Genomic DNA, 20,350 nt, shown 5'->3' on the forward strand with positions numbered 1-20,350 from the left:
TCTCACATCGCCGTCAGGTGGGGAAAGGTCTCCCGGCAGGCCGTGCACCGCAGCATGGACTGGCAGCGTGCGGGCCCGAAGGGGCTGTGCGGCCGGGTGGCGTGTGAGCCGCAGTGCGGGCAGGGCACGCCGAGTCCGAGGCGCACCGGCTGGGGCGCGTTCCGGGGAGCGGGCGGGGCGATGCCGTGGGCGGCGAGCTTGGCGCGGCCCGACGGCGTGATGCGGTCCGTGCTCCAGGCCGGTGCCAGCACGTGGCGCACGCGGCCGTCGGTGTGGCCGCAGTCCATGAGGACCTCCTCGACGGCGGAGGCGATGGCGTGCAGCGCCGGGCACCCCAGGAACGTCGGGACGAGCTCCACCTCCAGGCTTCCGTCGGCTGCCGCGGCGACGGAGTGGATCACCCCCAGTTCACCGAGGCTGATCATCGGCAGCTCGGGATCCGGGAGCGCCTCCACGCGGGCCCGCACCTCCGCGACGTCCCGGCGGCCGGAGGCGGCCGGGCGTTCCCGGTCGGCACCGGGGTCCGGCGCCGACGGGCACGCGGCCGGGAGGGCCGGGCCGGTGGTGGGCGGGCAAGAAGTGAGCGGGAGGGTCGGGCCGGTTGCCGGGGCGTGGTTCGGGCCGGTCACCAGGTGCCTCCCGGGAACTGCCGGTGCACCGACTGCATTTCGGCGATGAGCGGGGCGAAGTCCTCGGTGTGCAGGCCCTCGCGTCCGCCACGCGCGGTCCAGGCGGGTGCGGGCACGGCAAGCCCGGCCCGGGTCACGACGGCGGCGACACTCTCCTGCCAGCCCGTCCGCAGCGGACCGGCAGAGGGGACCGTCCCGGTCCCGACGAGCCGGCGCACCGCGTCGTCCTCGTCGAACAGCTCGGCCGTGTAGGGCCACACACGGTCCAGGCCGGCCTGCATGCGGCGGGCGCTCTCCGCCGTGCCGAGACCCAGCCGCACCGTCCAGTTGTCGGCGTGCAGGCGGTGGTAGCCCGTTTCCTTCGCGGCCCGCACCGCGAAGGCGGCCAGCTCCCGGTCGGCGGAGCCGGCCAGCGCCTCGTAGAGCAGTACGGCGTAGTGGGTGTACGCGAGCTGGCGGGCCACGGTCGCGGCGAAGTCACCGCCTGGCAGCTCCAGGAGGAGGGCGTTGCGGAACTCGCGCTCCGTGCGGCCGAAGGCGAGGTCGTCCTCGGAGCGTTCGCTGCCGTCCAGCCGTCCGCTCCACGCCAGCAGGGCGCGGGCGTGGCCGACGAGGTCGAGGGCGATGTTGGACAGCGCCAGATCCTCCTCGATCGTCGGCGCCCGCGTGATCCACTGGCACAGCCGCTGCCCGAGGATCAGGGCGTCGTCGCCGAGACACAGGGTGAATTGGGCGAGATCCCCGTCCTCGGTGCCCCCACGCGAGGGCGCCGGGGCGGTGGCGTCGTACGTCTCAGTCATCGTGTTCGCCTCCCTCCGTCGGCGACGCGTACTGCTCGGGGTAGCGGTAGGGCTTGTGGCGGGCGTTGCTGAAGTACGGGTCGTGCTCGTCGGGGGACACGGTGTGCACCGCGTCCGAGCGGACGACCCACAGGGACAGCGGATCGCCCCGCCGTGTGTAGAGATCCCTGGCGTGGGCCAGGGCCATGTCCGGGTCGCTCGCGCGCACGGACCCCACGTGCTGGTGGGACAGCCCACGGCGCGGACGCAGGAAGACCTCCCAGGACGCCGGTGCTCCCGTACCCGCGGCGCTCATGCGGCCGGCTCCCTCGTACGGCCGGCACCCTGGTCGTCCGGGTCCGCCGCGTCCGGTGCGTCGAGGGGCCCGCGGGCCGCGTACGCGGCGGCGGCCTCCCTGACCCAGGCACCGTCCTCGTGCGCCGCGACCCGGTGCGCCAGCCGCCGGCGGGCACAGTGCGAGTCGTCGGCGAGGGCACCGCGGTAGACCTCCCAGTCGATGGGACCGAAGCCGTAGTGTCCGCGTTCCTCGTTCCACCGGATGTTCGCGTCGGGGAGGGTCAGACCGAGACGCTCGGCCTGCGGCACGCAGTGGTCGACGAAGCGCTGACGCAGCTCGTCGTTGGTGTGCCGCTTGATGCCCCAGGCGATGGCCCGGCGCGACACGGCCGCACCCAGCGCCGCCGTGCGCGCGTCGGCGCCTCCGGCGACCGTGTCGGGCGGCCCGAACATGAGCGCCACCGCGGGCAGCCACCACCGGTTCACGGCGTCCTGGGCCATCTCGCGCTGCGCGGGCGTGCCCTCGCACAGCGACCGCAGCAGGTCGTACCCCTGCCGTACGTGGAAGGCCTCCTCCTGGCAGACCCGGCGCATCGCACGCGCGTAGGGCCCGTACGAGGTGTGGCACAGCGGCGCCTGGTTGATCACCGCGGCGCCGTCCGTGAGCCAGGCGATGGCTCCCGTGTCGGCCCATGTGAGCGCCGCGTGGTTGAAGGTGGCCGCGTAGCGCTGCTGTCCCCGGTGCAGGGCGTCCAGCAGGTCGGCGCGGTCCACCCCGAGGGTCTCGGCGGCCGAGTAGAGGTACATGCCGTGGCCGGCCTCGTCCTGGACCTTCGCGATCAGCACCGACTTGCGGTGCAGGGAGGGCGCCCGGGTGAGCCAGGAGCCCTCGGGCTGCATGCCGATGATCTCGGAGTGGGCGTGCTGGGCGATCTGACGGATCAGCATGCGCCGGTAGCCGTCGGGCATCCAGTCCCGCGGCTCGACCGTCTCGCCCGCGCTCAGCAGTGCCTCGAAGCGGGCGGCGAGTTCCGCCTCCGAGGCGGGGGCGGCCGGGTCGGCCGTGTTCGGCGCCGCGCTCATACCGGCCCCTCCCCGCTTCGCCCGGCGCAGGTCATGGCGGTGCCGGGCCGGACCGTGCTGCCGCTCCGTCCGGGGACGGCGATCCCGTCGGCGGTGCCGCTCGGGTTCGTGGGTCCGTTCGCGGTGCCGCTCGGGTTCGTGGGTCCGTTCGCGGTGCCGCTCGGGTTCGTGGGTCCGTTCGCGGTGCCGCTCGGGTTCGTGGGTCCGTTCGCGGTGCCGCTCCGGTTCGTGGGTCCGTTCGCGTCGGCGCCGCTCCGGTTGGCGGGTCCGTTCGCGCCGGCGGTCCGGATCGCGGTGCCGGTCCGGCCCGCGGTCGTCCTCCCGCCCACCGTCCCGACCCGTACGCACTGCCTGGGCACCGGCATCACCACTCCCTCGACTGTGATCGCCCGCCGGCCGTCGTGCCACGCGGGCCGGGGACGCAACCCTCACCGAGAAGAGAGGGCGCCGGGCAGCCGCGCTATCCCCGGCCGTCCCGCCCGGGCGCGTGACGAACGTCACCCGGGGGGTGGGGGAGTGCGTGACGGCTCGTGCGCCTCTTCTTCTTGCGACACACGGGCTCGGCCGCGACGACGGCCGGCCGCGGCACCGCGAAAGGGGACACCATGAGCACCATCAGGACGTTGCTGGTCGAACTCACCGGTACGGCCGAGTACGCCGACGCCATCGGCGACGACGTCGACCTCGCCGGCAGCGGCATCGACTCGGGTGACCTGGTGCGCCTGGTCCTGCTCGTCGAACAGCGGACGGGCGTGGAGATCACCGCCGAGGACATGGAGAAGCTGCACACGATCGCCGACTACGAGCGCTTCGTCGCCGAGCACACCGTCGCCGGAACCTCCGGCGGTGCCTGATGTGGCTGACGCAGCTGGTGGAACGCAACCGCCAGTGCTTCCCCGACCGCACCGCGCTGGTCGACGAGCGGCGCAGCGTCACCTGGGCGCAGTTCGACGACCGTACGGTCGAACTCGCCCGCGGCCTGGCGGAGCTCGGGATCGAGGCGGGTGACCGCGTCGCCGTCCTCTCCCAGGACCGGATCGAGGTGCTGGAGAGCTACTTCGCGCTCGCCCGGCTCGGTGCGCTGTTCGTGCCGCTCAACCACAGCCTGGCCGTGCCCGAGGTGGCCGGCATCATCGAACGGGTCGGCGCCGTCGCGGTGCTGGGGGAATCCGAACTGCTGGACCGGCACACCTCGCTGCCTGCGACCGTGCGGATCCGGATGGCGTTCGACAAGCCCGTGTTCGAAGCGCTCGGCACGGTGGCCGATCACCGTGACCTGCCCGACGTTCCCGACACCGCACCGATCGCCGTCCTGCACACCTCTGCCACCACGGGACAGGCCAAGGGCGTCACCGTCGACGAGGCGTCGTTCCGTGCCATCTCGCTCGGCTGGCTGGTGCAGGCCCGCCCCACCGACGACATCGTGATGGTCAACTGCTGCCCGCTGTACCACGGCAGCATGCTGGTGTCGCTCACCTACCTGGCCGCGGGTGCCACCGTGGTGCTGATGCCGGGCTTCACGCCTCAGCGTGCCCTCGCGGCCGTCGAACGGCACCGGGCAACCCACGTGTGGCTGGTCCCGCAGATGCTGCGGTTCATGCTCCAGGCGAAGGCCTCGCACCGTACCGACCTGTCCTCCCTCCGCGAGATCCTCTACGGCGCCGCCCCGATGCCCCTCGACGTGTACGCCGACGCCGTCGACCGCCTCGGCTGCGGCTTCCGCCAGGTGTACGGCATGACGGAGGTGGGCGGCCCCTTCGTCACCCTCGGCCCCGACGAACACCCCGAGCCCGGCGACGTGAGCGCACGCATCCCGTGCGGGCGTGTCATCCCCGGGATGTCCGCGCGCGCGGTGGACGAGCGGGGACGGGAGGTGCCGCGCGGGGAGATGGGCGAGATCATCGTCCGCGGGCCGGGCATCATGCAGGGCTACTGGAACGACCCCGAGGCCACCCGCGAAGTGACCCTCGACGGCTGGATCCTCACGGGCGACCTCGGCTACCTGGACGAGGGCGGACGCATCCACCTAGTCGACCGGAGCAAGGACGTGATCATCCGGGCCGGCCAGAACGTGTACCCCTCGGAGATCGAACGCGTGCTCATGACCCACCCCGCTGTCCGGGACGCGGCGGTCGTGGGCGTCGCGGACGAGGACTACGGAGAGATGCCGCTCGCGTACGTCGTCGCCGCGGAGGGCACGGCCCCGTCCGACCTGCTGCGGCACGTCGCGGAGAACCTCGCGCCCTACAAGAGGCCCCGGAGGATCGAGTTCATCGAGCAGGTGCCGCGCAATCCCGCCGGGAAGATCATCAAGAAACTGCTGCGGGCCTGACGCCGTGGACACCCGGCCGCGGGCCCGGGCCGGCGTTTCCCTTCCGCCGTACGTGAGGGCCGAGTTGGCGCGTCTGCGGGCACCGCTCGCCGCCGCGGGCCTCGGCCTGGGGGTCGCTCTGGAATCGGAGGCGGCGGCGCGTCCCGCCGGGCCCGCCGAGGCCGCGGCGGTGGCCGGGATGATCCCGCGCCGCAGACGCGAGTTCCTGGCCGGACGGCTCGCCGCCCGGCGGGCGCTGCGTTCGGTGGGGCTCGACTGCGGTGACATCCCCCGGGCCGGCCGGCTGCCCGTGTTCCCGCCTGGGCTGGCGGCGTCGATCACCCACAGCGCGGGCGTCGCGGTGTCGGTGGCGCGCGGCCCGGGGCGGTCCGGTGCGCCGGGCTGCGACCTGGAGCTGCGTGAACTGCCGCCGACCGCCTCGCGGTTCGTGCTGCGCGAGGACGAGGAGGACTGGCTGCACGCCGCCGGCCCGGCCCTCGTGCCCGCCCGGTTGCTGACGCTCTTCTCCGCCAAGGAGGCGGCCTGGAAAGCCTTTTGCGGCCTCCCGTCGCACGGGGCCGGGGACACCGGTGCGGGCGCGGCACCCCCTCCCGGAACCCTGCGGGACCTGCGAGCCGTACCCACTCGGGCCGGCTTCAGGATCGAGGCCCGCGGCGGCTCGGGCACCGGCGTCGACGTCCGTGTCCGCAAGGTCGCGACGGGGGTTTTCAGCTGGGTGTGTCCGTAGCGTCCGACATCGCACTTGTCGAGGTGAGAGGCCGATGACTTCGCGTCGTCGGCCTCTCACCGTCTGCGGACAGTCCTAGGCGGGCGCGTTCACCAGTACCGCCATGTTCCCGGCGGGGTGCTGGTTGTCGTGGATGAGCTGGTGGGCCAGGCCGATCTCCTCGAAGCCGAACGTCCGCGACAGGCACGGGTCGATGATGCCCTGGTCGATCAGCCTGGTGATCTCCCGCCCTTCGCGGGCGTCGGCGACGTGCGAACCCTGGAGGCGCTTCTGCCGCATCCACAGGAAGCGGAGGTCCACGTCGCCGTTGTAGCCGGTGGTGCCGCCGCAGATGACGACCATGCCCGCGTTGTCGCACAGGTAGACCGAGGTCGGGATGGTGTCGGCTCCGGAGTGCTCCAGCACGATCCGGGGTGCCCGGCGCTCCCCCAGCACCTCCCAGAAGCGTCGCCCGAAGGCCCGGGCCCCGGCCAGCCAGCGCGCCATGGCGGCCTCGTCCGACGCGTCCGGCAGCCGCCCCCAGTGGTCGAACTCCCGCCGGTCGATGTATCCCTCGGCGCCCAGCTTCACGCAGAACTCGCCGCGTTCCCGGCTGGAGACCACCGCGACCGGGATGCCGCCCACGTGCCGTACGAGCTGGATGGCGATGCTGCCGAGACCGCCCGCACCGCCCCAGACCAGCACGGCGTCGCCGGGCCTGACGGTGTGCGGCGGCCAGCCGAACAGCTGACGGTAGGCGGTGGCGGCCGTCGCCATGTAGCAGGACGCCGCCGCCCACGACAGCCTGGCCGGCTTGGGGTGGCACATGTAGTCGTCGACCACCGCGAACTGGGCGAAGGAACCGTAGTTCTCCTCGTATCCCCACACCCGCTGCGTCGTGGAGGCGGCCGGGTCGCCGCCCAGCCGGATGTCCTGTGCCGACTCGTCCCAGCGGCTGGCCAGCACGACCACCTCGTCGCCGAGCCGGACACCGCGGACGTCCTCACCGACGGCCCAGACGATGCCGGACAGATCGGAGCCGCCGATGTGGAAGTCCTCCGTGGCGCCCGCCTTCTGCCGCGCGGCGATGACGTCCAGCGGTGAACCGAGCGCGGCCCAGACGTTGTTGTAGTTGACGCCCGCCGCCATCACCTTGACCAGGACCTGGCCGCGGCGGACCGGCGGAACGTCCACCACCTCGGTGCGGAAGGCGTCGCGCGGCTGTCCGTAGCGCTCACGGCGGATGAGGGAGGCGTACATCCGCTTGGGCGCGGTACCGAGGTCGGGTGCGTCACCGAGTTCGTAGAGGTCCTGGGACAAGGTCACGGGTGATCTCCTGAGCGGGTCGGGGCGTCGACGGTCGCGGAACCGGCCGACCGCCGGGGTGCGTCCGGCGTGGGGGAACGGGGCTTGGGACCGGCGCGCGGTGCTTCAGTCGGACGCCGGACGCAGCGCCTTGGCGACGACCGCGCCGATCCTGGCGATCGGTTCGGGTTCGGTCATCTCGTAGTGGCCGCACGGCACCGTGTGGTCGTCGAGCCGGCCTTCGACATGGGGACGCCAGCGGTCCGCCTTGCCGGGGGTGAGGGCGAGGTCGGCCGGAGCCGACGCCGTGGACGGTTCCTCCAGCGCGCTGAAGAACAGCACGTCTCCGCGGAAGACACCGGGGGTGAACTCCGGTGCGATACGCAGGTTGTTGCGCATGACGGCGGCGATCGCGGCCGCCTGCTCGCGTGTCACCGGTGCGGTCACCTCCCCGGAGTCCGCCGCCTCCCGGCCGGAGTCCGCCGCCCCGGTGGTCGGGTCCGCCCCTAGGCGGTCGAGGACGGACTCGACGTCGGGCACGTCGCCCTGGGGGCCGACGGGCAGGCCTGCCACCCGCATCAGCAGCGCGGCGACCTGCCGCTCCGCCGCCTCGGGGGTGTAGAGGGCGCCCTGCGGGAGGGGTGCGTCCAGCAGGGCGAGCAACTCCACCTCCTCGCCCCGCTCCTGGAGCGCGCAGGCCATCGCGTGCGCCACGAATCCGCCGTAGGACCAGCCGAGAAGCCGGTACGGGCCGTGGGGCTGGACCTCGCGGACCAGGTCCAGGTACGAGGCCACCATGGACGCGGCGTCCGGCGCCGGCGGCCGGGTCCCGTCGAGACCGACGGCCTGGATCCCGAACACCGGCTGCTCCGCGCCCAGATGGGGCAGAAGGCCGGTGTACCGCCACGACACCCCCGCCCCGGGATGGACACAGAACAGGGGCGTCCTGGAACCCTCGGAACGCAGCGGGAGCAGCGGCCGCAGCGGGTCGGAAGCCGTGTCGTCGCCGGCGGCGGCGAGCAGCCCGGCGACGGTGGGCGTGGCCAGCAGCGAGGCGGCGGGCACGTCCAGCACGCCCGCGCTGCGCAGCCGGCCCGCCAGCAGCACGGCTCGCATGGAGTCACCGCCGAGGTCGAAGAGGTTGTCGTGGATCCCGACGCCGCCGATACCGAGCGTCTCCTCCCACAGCCGGGTCACCTCCCGCTCGCGTTCGGTGCGCGGGGCCACGTGCTGCGTGGTCAGACGCGGACGCGGGGCGAGTGCCGTGCCCGGGGCCGCGGGGGAGGCGGGCGTCTCCCGGGCGTCGGTGCCGGGGCGGGCGCCCGGCGCGTCGATCCAGTGCCGGTGGCGTTCGAAGGCGTAGCCGGGCAACGGGACATGCCGGGGCGGGGCTTCGGTGCCGGTGCCGTCGGGGAGCGCCGTGTCGACGCCCGCGCTCCACAGCCGGCCCAGTGCCTCGGCGAGGACGAATCCGTCGGGGCTGTCGGCCTTGGCGTGCCGCATGGTGGTGACCGTGACCGGTTCCTCCGCGGCGAGCTGGGCGCGGGCCAGCTTGCAGAGGCTGTCGCCGGGGCCGATCTCGACCAGGACGGGACGGTGACGCTGCCACAGGGCCGTGATGCCGTCCGCGAAGCGCACCGTGCGGCGGGTGTGGTCGATCCAGTGCCCGATGTCGGTGGCCTGCGCGTCGGTGGCCCAGCCGCCGGTGACATTGGTGACGTAGGGAATGCGGGGCGGGCGCAGGGTGAGGGAACGCAGGTGGCCCGCGAAGGTCTCCAGGATGGGGTCGAGGACGTGGGAGTGGGCGGCGGCGGGCAGGCGCAGCCTGCGGAACGGCACGTCGCGGCGTGCCAGTTCCGCCTCCAGCCGGGTCACCGCGTCGGTCCGCCCGGCGACGGTGCAGGCGGCGGGCCCGTTGACCGCGGCCAGGGACAGCTCGTCGTCGAGCAGGGGCAGCAGGCTCTCGGCGGAGGCCGCCACGCCGACCGTCGCACCCCCCGCGGAGGTGATGAGCCGGATGCGTTCCGCGACCAGCGGCAGCATCTCGTCGAGGTCCATGACCCCGGCGAGGCAGGCCGCCGTGTACTCGCCGAGCGAATGCCCGATCAGCGCGTCGGGACGCACACCGGATTCCATCAGGGTGCGGGCGAGCGCGTACTCGGTGGCGACGAGGGCGAGGAACGCGGACGTGCTGCCGGGCTCGACGCGTTCGAACAGGGGGGTGCGCAGATCCTCCCCGGTCACCGGGCGCAGGATGCGGGCACAGTGGTCGACCGCATCGCGGTAGACGTCGTGGTCGCGGTACAGCTCCCTGCCCATGCCGAGGTACTGGGTGCCGCCGCCCGGCAGCAGGAACGCCACCTTCGGAGCCTCGTCGGGAACGGGCGGGCCGGCCGGTCCTGTGGCACCGAGCGCGGCGACGGCCTCGTCGACGGACGCGGCGGTGACGGTCAGCCGGTGACGCAGGGCGGGGCGGTGGGCCCGCAACGAGTGCGCCACATCGTCCAGGCGCAGGTCCGGCCGCGTCCGCAGGTGCCGGGCCAGGGCGTCGGCCTGGCCGCGCAGCGCGCCGGGCGTCCGCGCGGACAGCGGCAGGACGTGCCGCCGGCCGTCCTCGGGCGGCCGGGGTGCGTCCGGGCCGCCGGCGGGTGCCTCCTCCAGGATGACGTGCGCGTTGGTGCCGCCCACTCCGAAGGCGCTGACCGCCGCCCGGCGCGGGTGGCCGGCCGCGGGCCAGTCCTCCAGCGTGGTGGGCACGCGGAACGGTCCCGAGGCGAAGTCGATGAGCGGATTCGGGTGTTCGAAGTGCAGGTTCGGCGGGATCTTGCGGTGCTCCAGGGCGAGAACGGCCTTGATGAATCCGGCGATCCCCGCGGCGGCGCCGAGGTGTCCGATGTTGGTCTTCACCGACCCGAGGGCACAGAACCCGCGCCGCTCGGTGCTCTGCCGGAAGGCCTCGCTGAGCGCGGCCACCTCGATGGGGTCGCCGATGCGGGTGGCGGTGCCGTGCGCCTCGACCAGCCCGATGGTGTCCGCGTCGACGTCGGCCTGGGCCTGCGCCGCGAGGATGACCTCGGTCTGCCCGGCGGTGCTCGGGGCGGTGAAGCCGACCTTGCGGCGTCCGTCGTTGTTGACGGCGGTCCCGCGGATCACCGCGCGGATGCGGTCGCCGTCGGCGAGGGCGTCCTCGAGGCGCTTGAGGACCACCGCGCCCACCCCGTCGCCCGAGGAGGTGCCGCGCGCGTCGGCGGCGAAGGCCCGGCAGTGCCCGTCGGGTGAGAACGGCCCGTCGGGCACGTGGCGGTAGCCGAGCAACGCCGCGGGGTTGAGGGAGACCGCGGCGGCGAGAGCGGTGTCGCAGCGGTACTCGATCAGGTCCTGGCAGGCGGTGTGCAGGGCGACGAGGGCGGTGGAGCAGGCCGTCTGGAGCGACACGCTCGGCCCGGTCAGCCCCAGCTCGTAGGAGAGCCGGGTGGCGAGCGTACCCAGCGAGTTCGCCGTGGCCGCGTGCACGAGCTCCACGGTGCCGGGCTGCCCCGCGAACCGCGGATACACGTGCGCGGGGTAGTAGCGGCTGTCTCCGCCGCCCGCGTACACACCCGTCGTCCCGGCGCCCGACCTGCCGGGGCCGCCCGCGTCCTCCAGGGCGTGGTACGCGGTCTCCAGCAGGAGCCGCTGCTGCGGGTCGACGACGGCGGCCTCGGCGGGGCTGTAGCCGAAGAACCCGGAGTCGAAGAGGTCGATGCCGTCCACGACCGACGCCATGCGCACGAGCGAGGGGTCGTCGAGGTCGCGCGGATCACCCCCCGCGGCCAGGAACTCCTCGTCGGTCACCGGGCGTATGGACTCACGGCCGCTCGCGAGGTTGTCCCAGAAGGCGTCCACGTCGTCGGCGCCCGGGAAGCGGGCCGCCATGCCGATCACGGCGACGGCGGGTGCGCCACCGTCCTGCGGGTCCGTCGTCCCGTCAGTGTCCCGGGGGCCGGTCGTCTCATGCATGGCCTCGGTCCTTCCGTTCCCGTGCGGAGCGGCGTGCCGTGCGGGCTGCCCGCTGCCGCTGTGCTTGTTCCTTGGCCCGCTCCAGACCCGTCGGGGCGGGCGGGGGTGCGGGCGTCTCCTGCCGGACCGGACCCGGAGCCGTGGGAGCCGTGACGCCACGCTCGGTCAGGTGCCGGGCGAGGGCCCGCACGGTGGGGTGTGCGAACAGGTCGACGACGGTCAGCTCGCAGCCCAGCGCCTTGTTGACCGTCGTCTGCGCGGTGACCAGGAGCAGCGAGTTGCCGCCCAGGTCGAAGAAGTTCTCGTCGCGGGCCACGCGGTCGCGTCCGAGGACCGTGGACCAGAGCGCGGCCAGTTCGCTCTCCAGCCGGCGCAGTTCGTCCCCGGCTCCGGGATCACCGTCCGACGGCTGTGCGGCGGTGCCCGACGAGCGCAGCACCCAGGCACCGCCGACCCCGCTCGCCTCGGCGGCGCCCGCCGCGGCCGAGTACAGGGCGCCCAGGTCGGTGCCTTCGTCGAGCCCGACGCGTGCGCTCAGACGCCGCAACTGCCGTACGGGGGTCAGCACATGACTGCGTACCCAGGGCGCCGTGCGGTCGGCGCCGATCAGGACGTGCGGTTCGTCGACGGTGCGGGCCAGGTCGAACGAGCGCAGCGCGGCGGCCGCGTCCAGGACCCGGTAGCCGCGGGCCTCGGTGAGCGAGACGAGCTGGTAGCCGAGGCTCATGCCGCGCTCGCGCCACATGCTCCACGCGAGGCTCTGCCCGGGCAGTCCGGACCTGCGCCGGTGCACGGCCAGGCCGTCCAGGAAGGCGTTGGCCGCGGAGTAGGCGGCGTTCATCGAGCCGCCGAAGTAGCCGTTGACGGAGGAGAAGGTGACGAAGGAGGTCACCGGGTGCTCGGCGGCGACCTGGTGCAGGGTCCAGGCGCCCCGCACCTTCGCGTCCGTCACCTCCCGCCAGTCGGCCGGTGAGAGGTCGTGGAGGGGCCGTTCGTCGAAGGCTCCGGCCAGGTGCAGCACCGACGTCAGCTCAGTGCCCCACGTGTCGGCGGCGGCGCGGACCGCTCGCCGCACCTGCCCGGCGTCGGTCACGTCCACGGCTTCGTAGCGGACCTCGCCGAGCCGGCGCAGTCGCTGGAGCGCCTCGATGCGCCCGGCGGCGGGTCCCGCGTCGTCGAGGTGCCGCTGCCAGGTCGCCTCGTCGGGCAGCCGGGTGCGGCCGAGGAGCAGGAGCCGTGTGCCCGGTGTCCCGAGCAGGTGCGCGGCGATCTCGCTGCCGACCCCGCCCAGACCGCCGCTGACGAGATGGAAGCCGTCGTTCCCGGGCGGCGCGGAGCGGGGGAGCGGATCGGGCAGCGGTGCCAGCCGGCGGACGTGCCGGTGCCCGTCGCGCCAGGCGACCTCGGCGTCGGTGGGGTGGTCCGAGGCCTCGGCGAGGATGGTGCCGGCCGCCTCCTCGGCGTCGGCGGGTGCGAGGTCGAGGTGGACGCCCCGCAGCCACGGCAGCTCCTCCCGCAGCGACTTGAGCAGGGCCCCCGCGGCGGCGTGGGCGAGCGAGGGGACCTCGTCGGCCGTGACGGCCTGGGCGGAGGTGGTCACGTGGAAGAGGTTCACCTGGCGGTGCGGGCCCGGCCGCTCGGCGAGAGAGCGGGCCAGCACCAGCAGTGACTCGGCGCTGTCCTGTCCGACGGGAGGCACGGTGCCGTGGCCGTCGTGCAGTGCCGTCAGGTGCAGGACGGTGTCCACCGCGCGCCCGTCCGCCGCCAGGTGCGCCAGCAGCGCCGCGAGGTCGCTCTCGCTGCCGGGGCGGACCCGGTAGCGGGCGGCGTCGAGCCGTTCGTACGCCGGGCCGTGCGTGACGATCGTGCACAGTCCGGCCCCGGCGCGCAGCCGGCCGGCGATGTGCCGGACCGTGCTCTCGGTGCGCGCGTCGTCCCCTGCCAGGACGAGCGTGTGATGCCCGGCAGGGCGAGTGGCCGGACGCAGGGAGCGGGCACGCTGCCACACGGGACGCAGGAACCAGTCGGGCAGCGTCTCGGCCGTGCCGAGCAGCACCTGGGACTCGCGCACCGCCGCGTCGAACTCACCGGCCTCGAAACTCTTGCGCAGCTTGGTCCGCTGGATCTTGCCGATCTCCGTCTTGGGGATCGCCTCGGCCGGGACGGGGACGAGGAAGGCGGGACTGACCCCGATCTCGCGGGTCACCTTGCCGCCGATCTCCCGCAGCGCGGCCGCCGGGTCCTGTCCGGGGGCGAGATGGAAGAACAGGGCGAGTTCGTCGGTGGTGGCGGAGGGGTCCGAGCGCACCGCGCAGGCGGCGGTGAAACTCCGTACCACGGAAGGCAGTTCCTCGACGCAGGCCTCGATCTCATGGCTGTAGTGGTTCACGCCGTTGACGATGATGACGTCCTTGGCACGACCGGTGATGTACAGCTCGCCCGTGCGCAGGAACGCCAGGTCGCCGGTGTCGAACCAGCCGTCGTCCGTGAACGACTCGGTGTTCGCCCGCGTGTTGTCGTGGTAGCCCCCGGTCACGGAGGTGCCCCGCACCTGGAGCCGTCCTACGTCACCCTCGGTGAGGAGCCGGTCCTGTTCGTCGACGATCCGCATGGCGAAGCCGGGGTAGGGCAGGCCACAGCTGACGAACGGCTCGTCGTGCTCGGGGGGGTCGCCCGGCAGGACGGAGTCGGTGACCACCGAGCAGGTCTCGGACATGCCCCAGCCGGGGTGCATGACGTCCTGCGGCAGACCGAACGGCCGCAGCGCGTGCAGGAACCGGCGGGCCGCCGACGCCACCACGACCTCGCCCGCGTTCATCACCAGACGCATGGGGGACAGGTCCCACCCGCGGTCCCCGAACCGGTCCTCGTGCTCGGCGAGGAGCCCGAAGGCGAAGTTGGGGGCCCAGGTGACCGTGACCCGGTGGCGGTGGGCGAGGTCCGCCCAGCGCGTCGGATCCTGGAGGATCCACGGGGTCGGCGCGTGGACCTGGCGGCAGCCGAGGTAGACGTCCCGCAGATGGAACATCACCACACCGGTCACGTGGTCCAGCGGGATCCAGTTGAGGGTGACATCGCGCTCGCCGAGGGAGTTCATGGCCTCGGTGGCCGCGGAACGGGTCAGCACGTTGCGATGGGTGAGGCGTACGGCCTTCGGCAGGCCGGTGCTGCCGGACGTCATGAGCAGCAGGATCAGGTCGTCCGGCCGCGCGGGATGCCAGTCGCGGTCCTCGGGGGCGTCCCGCAGGACGTCGGCGGTGGTCAGCCGCAGGTCGGGCCACTCCTGCCGGGCAGCGAGTTCCCGCAGTCCGGCCTCGCTGTCCGGCGAGGCCACGATCCAGGGGCGGTCCAGCATCCGCCAGATGCCTTCGAGCTTGGTGACCGCGGCCGACGCGGTGGCGTAGGAGGGGGGCACGGTCAGCGGCACGGCGACGAAGCCGCCGAGGATGCAGCCCCACAGCACGGCGACGAAGTCCTCACTGTCACCGCACTGCAGGATCACCCGGTCACCCGGTCGCAGCCCCGCCCGGCGCAGCCCGGCCAGGACCCGTGAGGCCTCCGCCACGAGCGAGGCGTAACCGCGCCGCGTCTCGCTGCCGTCGGCGCGTACGTGGACGATCTCGCCGTGGGGCCTGCCGGCCGCACGGGTGAGCGCGCCGGCCCAGTCGGGTACCGACGGCTCCGGCAGTACGGGACCCTCGCTGAGCGCGGGCACGGCGGACGTGCGCGTCCCGGTTCCGTCCGGTTCCGGCGAGGGCGGGGCGGGGGCCCGGGAAGCGCCGGCGTGCCTGCGGTCCAGTTCCTCGGGTACGTCCTCCACCCGGACGTCCGCCCCGAGGACGCCGGGGAGGCGGGTGAGCTGTCGCCGCCAGGTCTCCGCGCTCCGCCGGTCGACGGGGACCAGAGTGCGCAGGGCGTCGGTGTCCAGGTGACCGTCAGCGGTGCGCGGAAGGTCGCTCACCGCGGTGATCCGGGCCGGGGCGCCGCCGCCGAGGGCCTGTTCCACCTGGTCGGCGGCGCCTGCCCGGTGCGGGACCACGTAGGCCGTTGGCGCCCCGCCGTCCGGCGCGGACAGGACCACCGCGTCCCGGACACCGGGGACGGACAGTGCCTCGCGTTCCAGCGCGGTCGCGGCGGACGCGGGGAAGCCGTCGGTGTCCGTGCTGACGGACCGCCGGGAGGGCGCGGGCAGGGCGCCGACACGGACGTCCGGGTCGGCGCACACGGCGTCCAGGAGTGCCCGCAGATCCCGGACGAACTCCTCGGCGGTGCCCGCGTCGTAGAGGTCGGTCGCGTACTCGACGTGCAGTTCCAGGCCGTCGGGCGCGTCCTGCGCGTCGTACCGTTCGAGGACGTCGACGAAGAGGTCGAACTTGGCGGTCCCGGTCGGCGTCGGACGCAGCGGAACGTGATCGTCCGCGAGCCGCAGCATGGCCCGCTCGTTGTTCTGGAGGGCCAGCATCACCTGGAAAAGCGGGTGGCGCGCCGGATGGCGCGGCGGGTTGAGTTCGTCCACCAGACGGTCGAAGGGCAGCTCCTGGTGGTCCAGCGCTCTCAGGTCGAACTCCCGGGCGGCTGCCAGGACTTCACGGAACCGGGGATCGCCGGAGGTGTCGGTCCGCAGCACGAGCGTATTGGTGAGCAGGCCGATCACGTCGTCTAGTGCGGGCTCGGAGCGGCCGGCGACCGGCGTGCCGATCGCCACGTCCTCACCGGCGCCCCAGCGGGTGAGCAGGGCGGCCAGCGCACTGTGCAGCACCATGAACAGGCTGGCGTCCTCGGCGTCCGCCAGCCGCAGCAGCTTCCGGTGCAGGCCGCCGTCGACCGTGGCCGTCACGCTCGCGCCCTGGCCGCCGGTGACCTCCGGGCGCGGCCGGTCGGAGGGCGGCGAACTCTCCGCGGGCAGCCCGGCCAGCACCTCCCGCCAGAATCCCGTGAGCTGCTCGAGACGGCCCGGTCCCGCGGGCGCGGGTGCCAGCAGCCGACGCTGCCAGACGGCGTGGTCCGCGTACTGCACCGGCAGTGGTTCCAAGCACGGGGCCTCGCCCGCACGCCGCGCCCGGTAGGCGGCGCCCAGGTCGTCCGCGAGGGGACGCAGCGACCAGCCGTCGGCCGCGCTGTGGTGCAGGAGGAGGAGCAGGGTGCGGTCCGTGCCGGTGCCGAAGACGGCGGCCCGCAAAGCGCTTTCGCGGGCCAGGTCGAAGCGGTGGCGCAGCGCGCCCTCGACGTGGGCGGTGACCTCTTCGGCGGGGCAGTCCACCACCCGCAGCACGGGCCGCAGTTCACCGACCGGGAGGATCCGCTGGTAGGTGGTGTCGCCGTCCTGCGCGAACACCGTGCGCAGGCTTTCGTGCCGGGCCGCGACGTCGCCGAGGGCGGCCCGCAGCGCCTGGATGTCGAGCGTGTGCCGCAGGGATACGACCAGCGGGATGTTGTACGTCGCGGACGCCTCGCCCAGCCGGTCGAGGAACCACATGCGCTCCTGGGCGAAGGAGAGCGGCACCCGCTCGGGGCGTTCGGCGGCCCGGAGGGGCGGCAGCCGCGGTCCCTCGCGTCCGTCGGCGAGCCGGGCCGCGAGGGCGGCCGGCGTGGGGGTGTCGAACAGAACGGTGATGGGGATGTCGATGCCGGTCTCGGCACGCAGCCGTGCCAGCAGGCGGGTGGCGAGGAGGGAGTGCCCGCCCAGGTCGAAGAAATTGTCGTCCGGTCCGACGGTGTCCTCGGCGAGGCGCAGCACGTCCTCGAACAGAGCGCAGACGAGCGCCTGTTGGGGTGTGGCGGGGCGAGCGCCGCCGGCGGACGCGGCGAAGTCGGGCGCCGGCAGGGCCCTGGCGTCGAGTTTTCCGTTGGCGGTCAGCGGCAGGTCGTCGACCAGCACGCAGGCCGCCGGGACCATGTGCTCGGGCAGGTGCGCGGCGAGATGGCGGCGCAGCTCCGCGGGGGCGGGTCGCCGGCCCGCGGCGGGGACCGCGTAGGCGACGAGCTGTACGCCACCGCTGCCGCCGCCGTCCATGCCCTCGGAGCCGGAGCCGGAGCCGGTGTCGGTGTCGCGGGCGACGACGGCCGCCCGGGCGACGCAGGCGTGCCGGGCGAGGACCGCCTCGATCTCGGCGGGCTCGATCCGGAAGCCGCGGATCTTGACCTGCTGGTCGGCACGTCCGAGGTATTCGAGGGTGCCGTCACCTCGGCGCAGGGCCAGGTCACCGGTGCGGTACATGCGTGAGCCGGGCAGCCCGAACGGGTCCGGCACGAACCGCTCCTCGGTCAGCTCCGGACGGTTCAGATAGCCGGGTGCGACGCCCGGGCCCGAGACGTACATCTCGCCGGTCACGCCGGGTGGCACCGGCCGCCGGGCCGGGTCGAGGACGTGGACGCGCAGGTCCGCGAGCGGTCGGCCGATGACGCTCGCCCCGTGGGGATCGTCCAGGTCGGCCCGCGTGACGCGGTGGTGGGTGACGTGCACGGTGGTCTCGGTGATCCCGTACATGTTGACCAGCGCGGGTGCGTCCAGCCCGTGCCGGCCGGCCCAGGGGCGCAGCCGCCCGGCGCGCAGGGCCTCCCCGCCGAAGATCACATACCGCAGTGCGCCGGCCGACGGCCGTGCTCCGTCCGGGGCGTCCTCGGCGTCGGCCTGCATCAGCTGCTCGAAGGCCGAGGGGGTCTGGTTGAGGACGGTGACTCCCTCGTCGTGCAGCAGCCGCAGGAAGTCACGGGGGGAGCGGCTCACCGCGTACGGCACCACGACCAGACGCCCGCCGTGCAGCAGGGGGCCCCAGATCTCCCACACGGAGAAGTCGAAGGCGTACGAGTGGAAGAGGGTCCACACGTCGTCCTCACCGAACGCGAGGTGTTCCGAGGCGGCCTCGAAGAGCCGGACCACGTTGGCATGCGGCACGGGCACGCCCTTGGGCCGTCCCGTGGAGCCCGAGGTGTGGATGATGTACGCGGTGTCGGACGGGCCGGTCGCCCCGGTGCGTTCGGCGTCGGTGAGGTCGTCGGGCCGGCGTGCCGCCAGCTCCCTGTCGACGTCCGGCTCGCCGAGGACGACGGACGGCGTCGCCGATGCGGGGAGCTGTGCGCCGTGGGCGGCGTCCGTCACCAGGACGGCGGGGCCGACGTCCTCCATGACCAGGCGCAGCCGCTCCGCGGGATGGCCGGTGTCGAGCGGAAGATAGGCGGCTCCCGTCTTGAGTACGGCGAGCAGGGCCGGGACCAGCCGGAGCCCGCGGGGGAGGGCGAGCGCCACGACACGGCCGGGCCCCGCGCCGTGCTCCACGAGCAGACGTGCCAACCGGTTGGCCTCAGCGTTGAGTTGTGCGTAGCTGAGCGTTTCACCCGCGCAGGAGACGGCCGTCCGCCCGGGTACGCGCGCGGCCTGGGCTTCGAAGCGTTCGGTGAGCGTCGTGGTGACGGTGTGCTCCGGGGCGGCGGTGTCCTGGGGATGTTCGCCGGGAAGGAGGATCGAGGTGTCCGCGAGCGGCATCTCGGGTCGGGCGTCGGCGAGTTGGCGCAGCACGAGGAGGAACCGCTCCAGGTGCAGGGCGAGTTCCCTCTCGTCGTACAGCGCGGGGTTGGCGTCGAAGGCGAGCCACAGTCCGTTCGGGTCGGCTCCGGGGCGCACGGAGATCTGCAGGTCCTCGACGGCGCCGCCGGACAGGTGGTGGGAGGTGGACGGGCTGCCGGCGAACACCAGGTCCTCCGTGAAGGGCACGATGTTCACCACGGGTCCGTGCACACGCCGGTCGCTGCCCAGCAGTCCCAGATCCCGGCGGAGGAACTCCCCCCGGTACTGCTGGTGCCGGCGCAGCGTCCGGACCTCGTCGGCGACGGTCCGTACGAACTCGCCGGCCGGTGTCCCGGGCTCGGCCGGCACCCGCAGCGGCAGGATGTCGGAGGCCGTGCCCGGCGTGCGCAGGGCCGCGCTGCCGACCCGGCTCATGGTGGCCAGTCCGAGGACGAGGTCGCCGGCGCCGGTCATGCGGTGCAGGTAGGCGGCGACCGCGGCGACGAGGAGGTCGGTGCGCGAGACGCCCAGCCGGGCCGCCGACGCGGACAGGTCCTGCGCCTCGGCGGGCGTGAGGTCCACGGTGCGGCGCAGGAAGGGTGCGGTGGGGGCGGCCGTGCGCGGGGTGAGCCGCACGGGGTCCGGCAGTCCGGCCAGCCGCTCCGCCCAGTGCTCGCGGTCGCGTGCGTGTCGCTCGGAGGCGAGGTAGGACGCCTCTTCGGCCTGGAGGCGTGCGACGGACTCGAAGCCGGCCGGGCCGGGCTCCTCTCCGGCGGCGAGGGCCGTGTAGGTGTCGGCGAGGCGGCGTGCGACGAGCTTGTAGCTGTAGCCGTCCAGCAGGATGTGGTGCGCGCGCAGGAACCAGAAGTGCCGGTCGGCCGCGAGGGTCAGCAGGGCGTGGGAGAACAGGGGACCCGACTCGATGTCCACCGGGGTGGTCAGGTCGCGCCGGATCCACTCCTCCGCCGCGGCCGCCGGGTCGGCCGAGGCGCTGACGTCGATGCGGTGCAGCGGCCACGCGCCCGGTGCCGAGGCCGGCACGCATACGGGACCGTCGGCGGTGTGGGGGAACCGAAGTGCGAACGTGTCGGCCTCGCCGACGGTGCGGCGCAGCGCGGTCTCGAACAGATGGGCGTCGAGCGGCCCGTGGATCTCCACGTACTCGCCGGTGTTGTAGGCGGCGCTTCCCGGAGCGAGGCGGTGGGCGAACCAGAGGCCCTCCTGTGCTCCGGACAGCGGTCGACGGTCGTCCTGGTGGACTGACATGGCACCAACCCTCAGTGGCGAGTTGACTTCAGACGGATCTCAGGAGAGGCCCGGCAAGGCCGGGCGGGCCGCTATGGGTGCCACCACCCGCCCGTCGGCCCGGCCAGTCGGCGTACCGGGCGCCACTGAAAGCGGGGGTGAATGCGATGGGGGAAACGGTTGCACGCTAAGGCGCAGGAATCGCGTGGTCGGTTGCGATCGCCTGCCGCCGCTTCACCTTGCATGACGTCCTGTCGGGCAGTCAAGGGCGCCCGGGCCTGCACGGAATGCGTCCCGTGGAATTCCCGATAAATGGCGTCGGCTGCTGCGGAGGTGCCCTGCCGGGAGTGCGGCTGCATTTCAGTCATCCTTTTGCGAGGCCCTGTTGCGCGGGCGGTGGATGCCTGCGGGCCCGGGTCGCCGGGTGTGCCCGAACGGGCGGGGCGGCCCGGCCGGAAGCCCCGAAACGGG

Annotated in this window: 10 protein-coding genes; 3 read left to right on the top strand and 7 right to left on the bottom strand. The window is 73.7% G+C overall.

The window, feature by feature from the left end:
• Window positions 1-2 precede the first annotated feature (2 nt).
• The 4 genes from paaD to paaA all read right to left on the bottom strand — a co-directional run bounded on the left by paaD (window position 3) and on the right by paaA (window position 2,788).
• Window positions 3-467, bottom strand: a complete 465-nt coding sequence (paaD, locus tag AC0ZLC_RS19550) for a 1,2-phenylacetyl-CoA epoxidase subunit PaaD (RefSeq protein WP_476753394.1) — start codon at window positions 465-467, stop codon at window positions 3-5.
• Window positions 468-625: 158 nt separating this feature from the next.
• Window positions 626-1,429, bottom strand: a complete 804-nt coding sequence (paaC, locus tag AC0ZLC_RS19555; RefSeq protein ID WP_476753254.1) for a 1,2-phenylacetyl-CoA epoxidase subunit PaaC — start codon at window positions 1,427-1,429, stop codon at window positions 626-628.
• Window positions 1,422-1,724: a 1,2-phenylacetyl-CoA epoxidase subunit PaaB gene (gene paaB, locus AC0ZLC_RS19560; RefSeq protein ID WP_476753255.1), complete on the bottom strand. Its 303-nt coding sequence runs from the start codon at window positions 1,722-1,724 to the stop codon at window positions 1,422-1,424. The genes paaC and paaB overlap by 8 nt, the downstream gene beginning before the upstream one ends.
• On the bottom strand, window positions 1,721-2,788 hold the full coding sequence (gene paaA, locus AC0ZLC_RS19565) for a 1,2-phenylacetyl-CoA epoxidase subunit PaaA (protein ID WP_476753256.1): 1,068 nt from the start codon (window positions 2,786-2,788) through the stop codon (window positions 1,721-1,723). Before paaA ends, paaB begins: the two co-directional genes overlap by 4 nt.
• 605 nt (window positions 2,789-3,393) lie before the next feature.
• Here paaA and AC0ZLC_RS19570 point away from each other — a divergent pair.
• Genes AC0ZLC_RS19570 through AC0ZLC_RS19580 form a run of 3 tightly spaced genes read left to right on the top strand, consistent with a single transcriptional unit; the run spans window position 3,394 to window position 5,847 of the window.
• Window positions 3,394-3,642 carry an acyl carrier protein gene (locus AC0ZLC_RS19570; protein ID WP_476753257.1) on the top strand — a complete coding sequence of 83 codons (249 nt, stop codon included), beginning with the start codon at window positions 3,394-3,396 and terminating at the stop codon, window positions 3,640-3,642.
• A complete protein-coding gene (locus AC0ZLC_RS19575; RefSeq protein ID WP_476753258.1) occupies window positions 3,642-5,120 on the top strand; it encodes a class I adenylate-forming enzyme family protein in 1,479 nt (492 codons plus the stop codon). Before AC0ZLC_RS19570 ends, AC0ZLC_RS19575 begins: the two co-directional genes overlap by 1 nt.
• A 52-nt stretch (window positions 5,121-5,172) precedes the next feature.
• Window positions 5,173-5,847 (top strand): 4'-phosphopantetheinyl transferase, encoded by a 675-nt coding sequence (locus AC0ZLC_RS19580; RefSeq protein ID WP_476753259.1) that lies wholly within the window; start codon window positions 5,173-5,175, stop codon window positions 5,845-5,847.
• Window positions 5,848-5,922: 75 nt separating this feature from the next.
• Here AC0ZLC_RS19580 and ccrA read toward each other — a convergent pair whose 3' ends face one another.
• From ccrA to AC0ZLC_RS19595, 3 genes are all read right to left on the bottom strand, one after another.
• Window positions 5,923-7,152, bottom strand: coding sequence for a crotonyl-CoA carboxylase/reductase (gene ccrA / locus AC0ZLC_RS19585; protein WP_476753260.1), 1,230 nt, complete (start codon window positions 7,150-7,152; stop codon window positions 5,923-5,925).
• 105 nt (window positions 7,153-7,257) lie between these two features.
• Window positions 7,258-11,130, bottom strand: coding sequence for a type I polyketide synthase (locus AC0ZLC_RS19590; protein WP_476753261.1), 3,873 nt, complete (start codon window positions 11,128-11,130; stop codon window positions 7,258-7,260).
• The gene (locus tag AC0ZLC_RS19595; protein WP_476753262.1) at window positions 11,123-19,900 is read right to left on the bottom strand and encodes an amino acid adenylation domain-containing protein; all 8,778 of its coding nucleotides are present in this window, start codon (window positions 19,898-19,900) and stop codon (window positions 11,123-11,125) included. The genes AC0ZLC_RS19590 and AC0ZLC_RS19595 overlap by 8 nt, the downstream gene beginning before the upstream one ends.
• Between the last annotated feature and the right edge of the window lie 450 nt (window positions 19,901-20,350).

This window comes from Streptomyces sp. GLSS-08 (assembly GCF_056387915.1).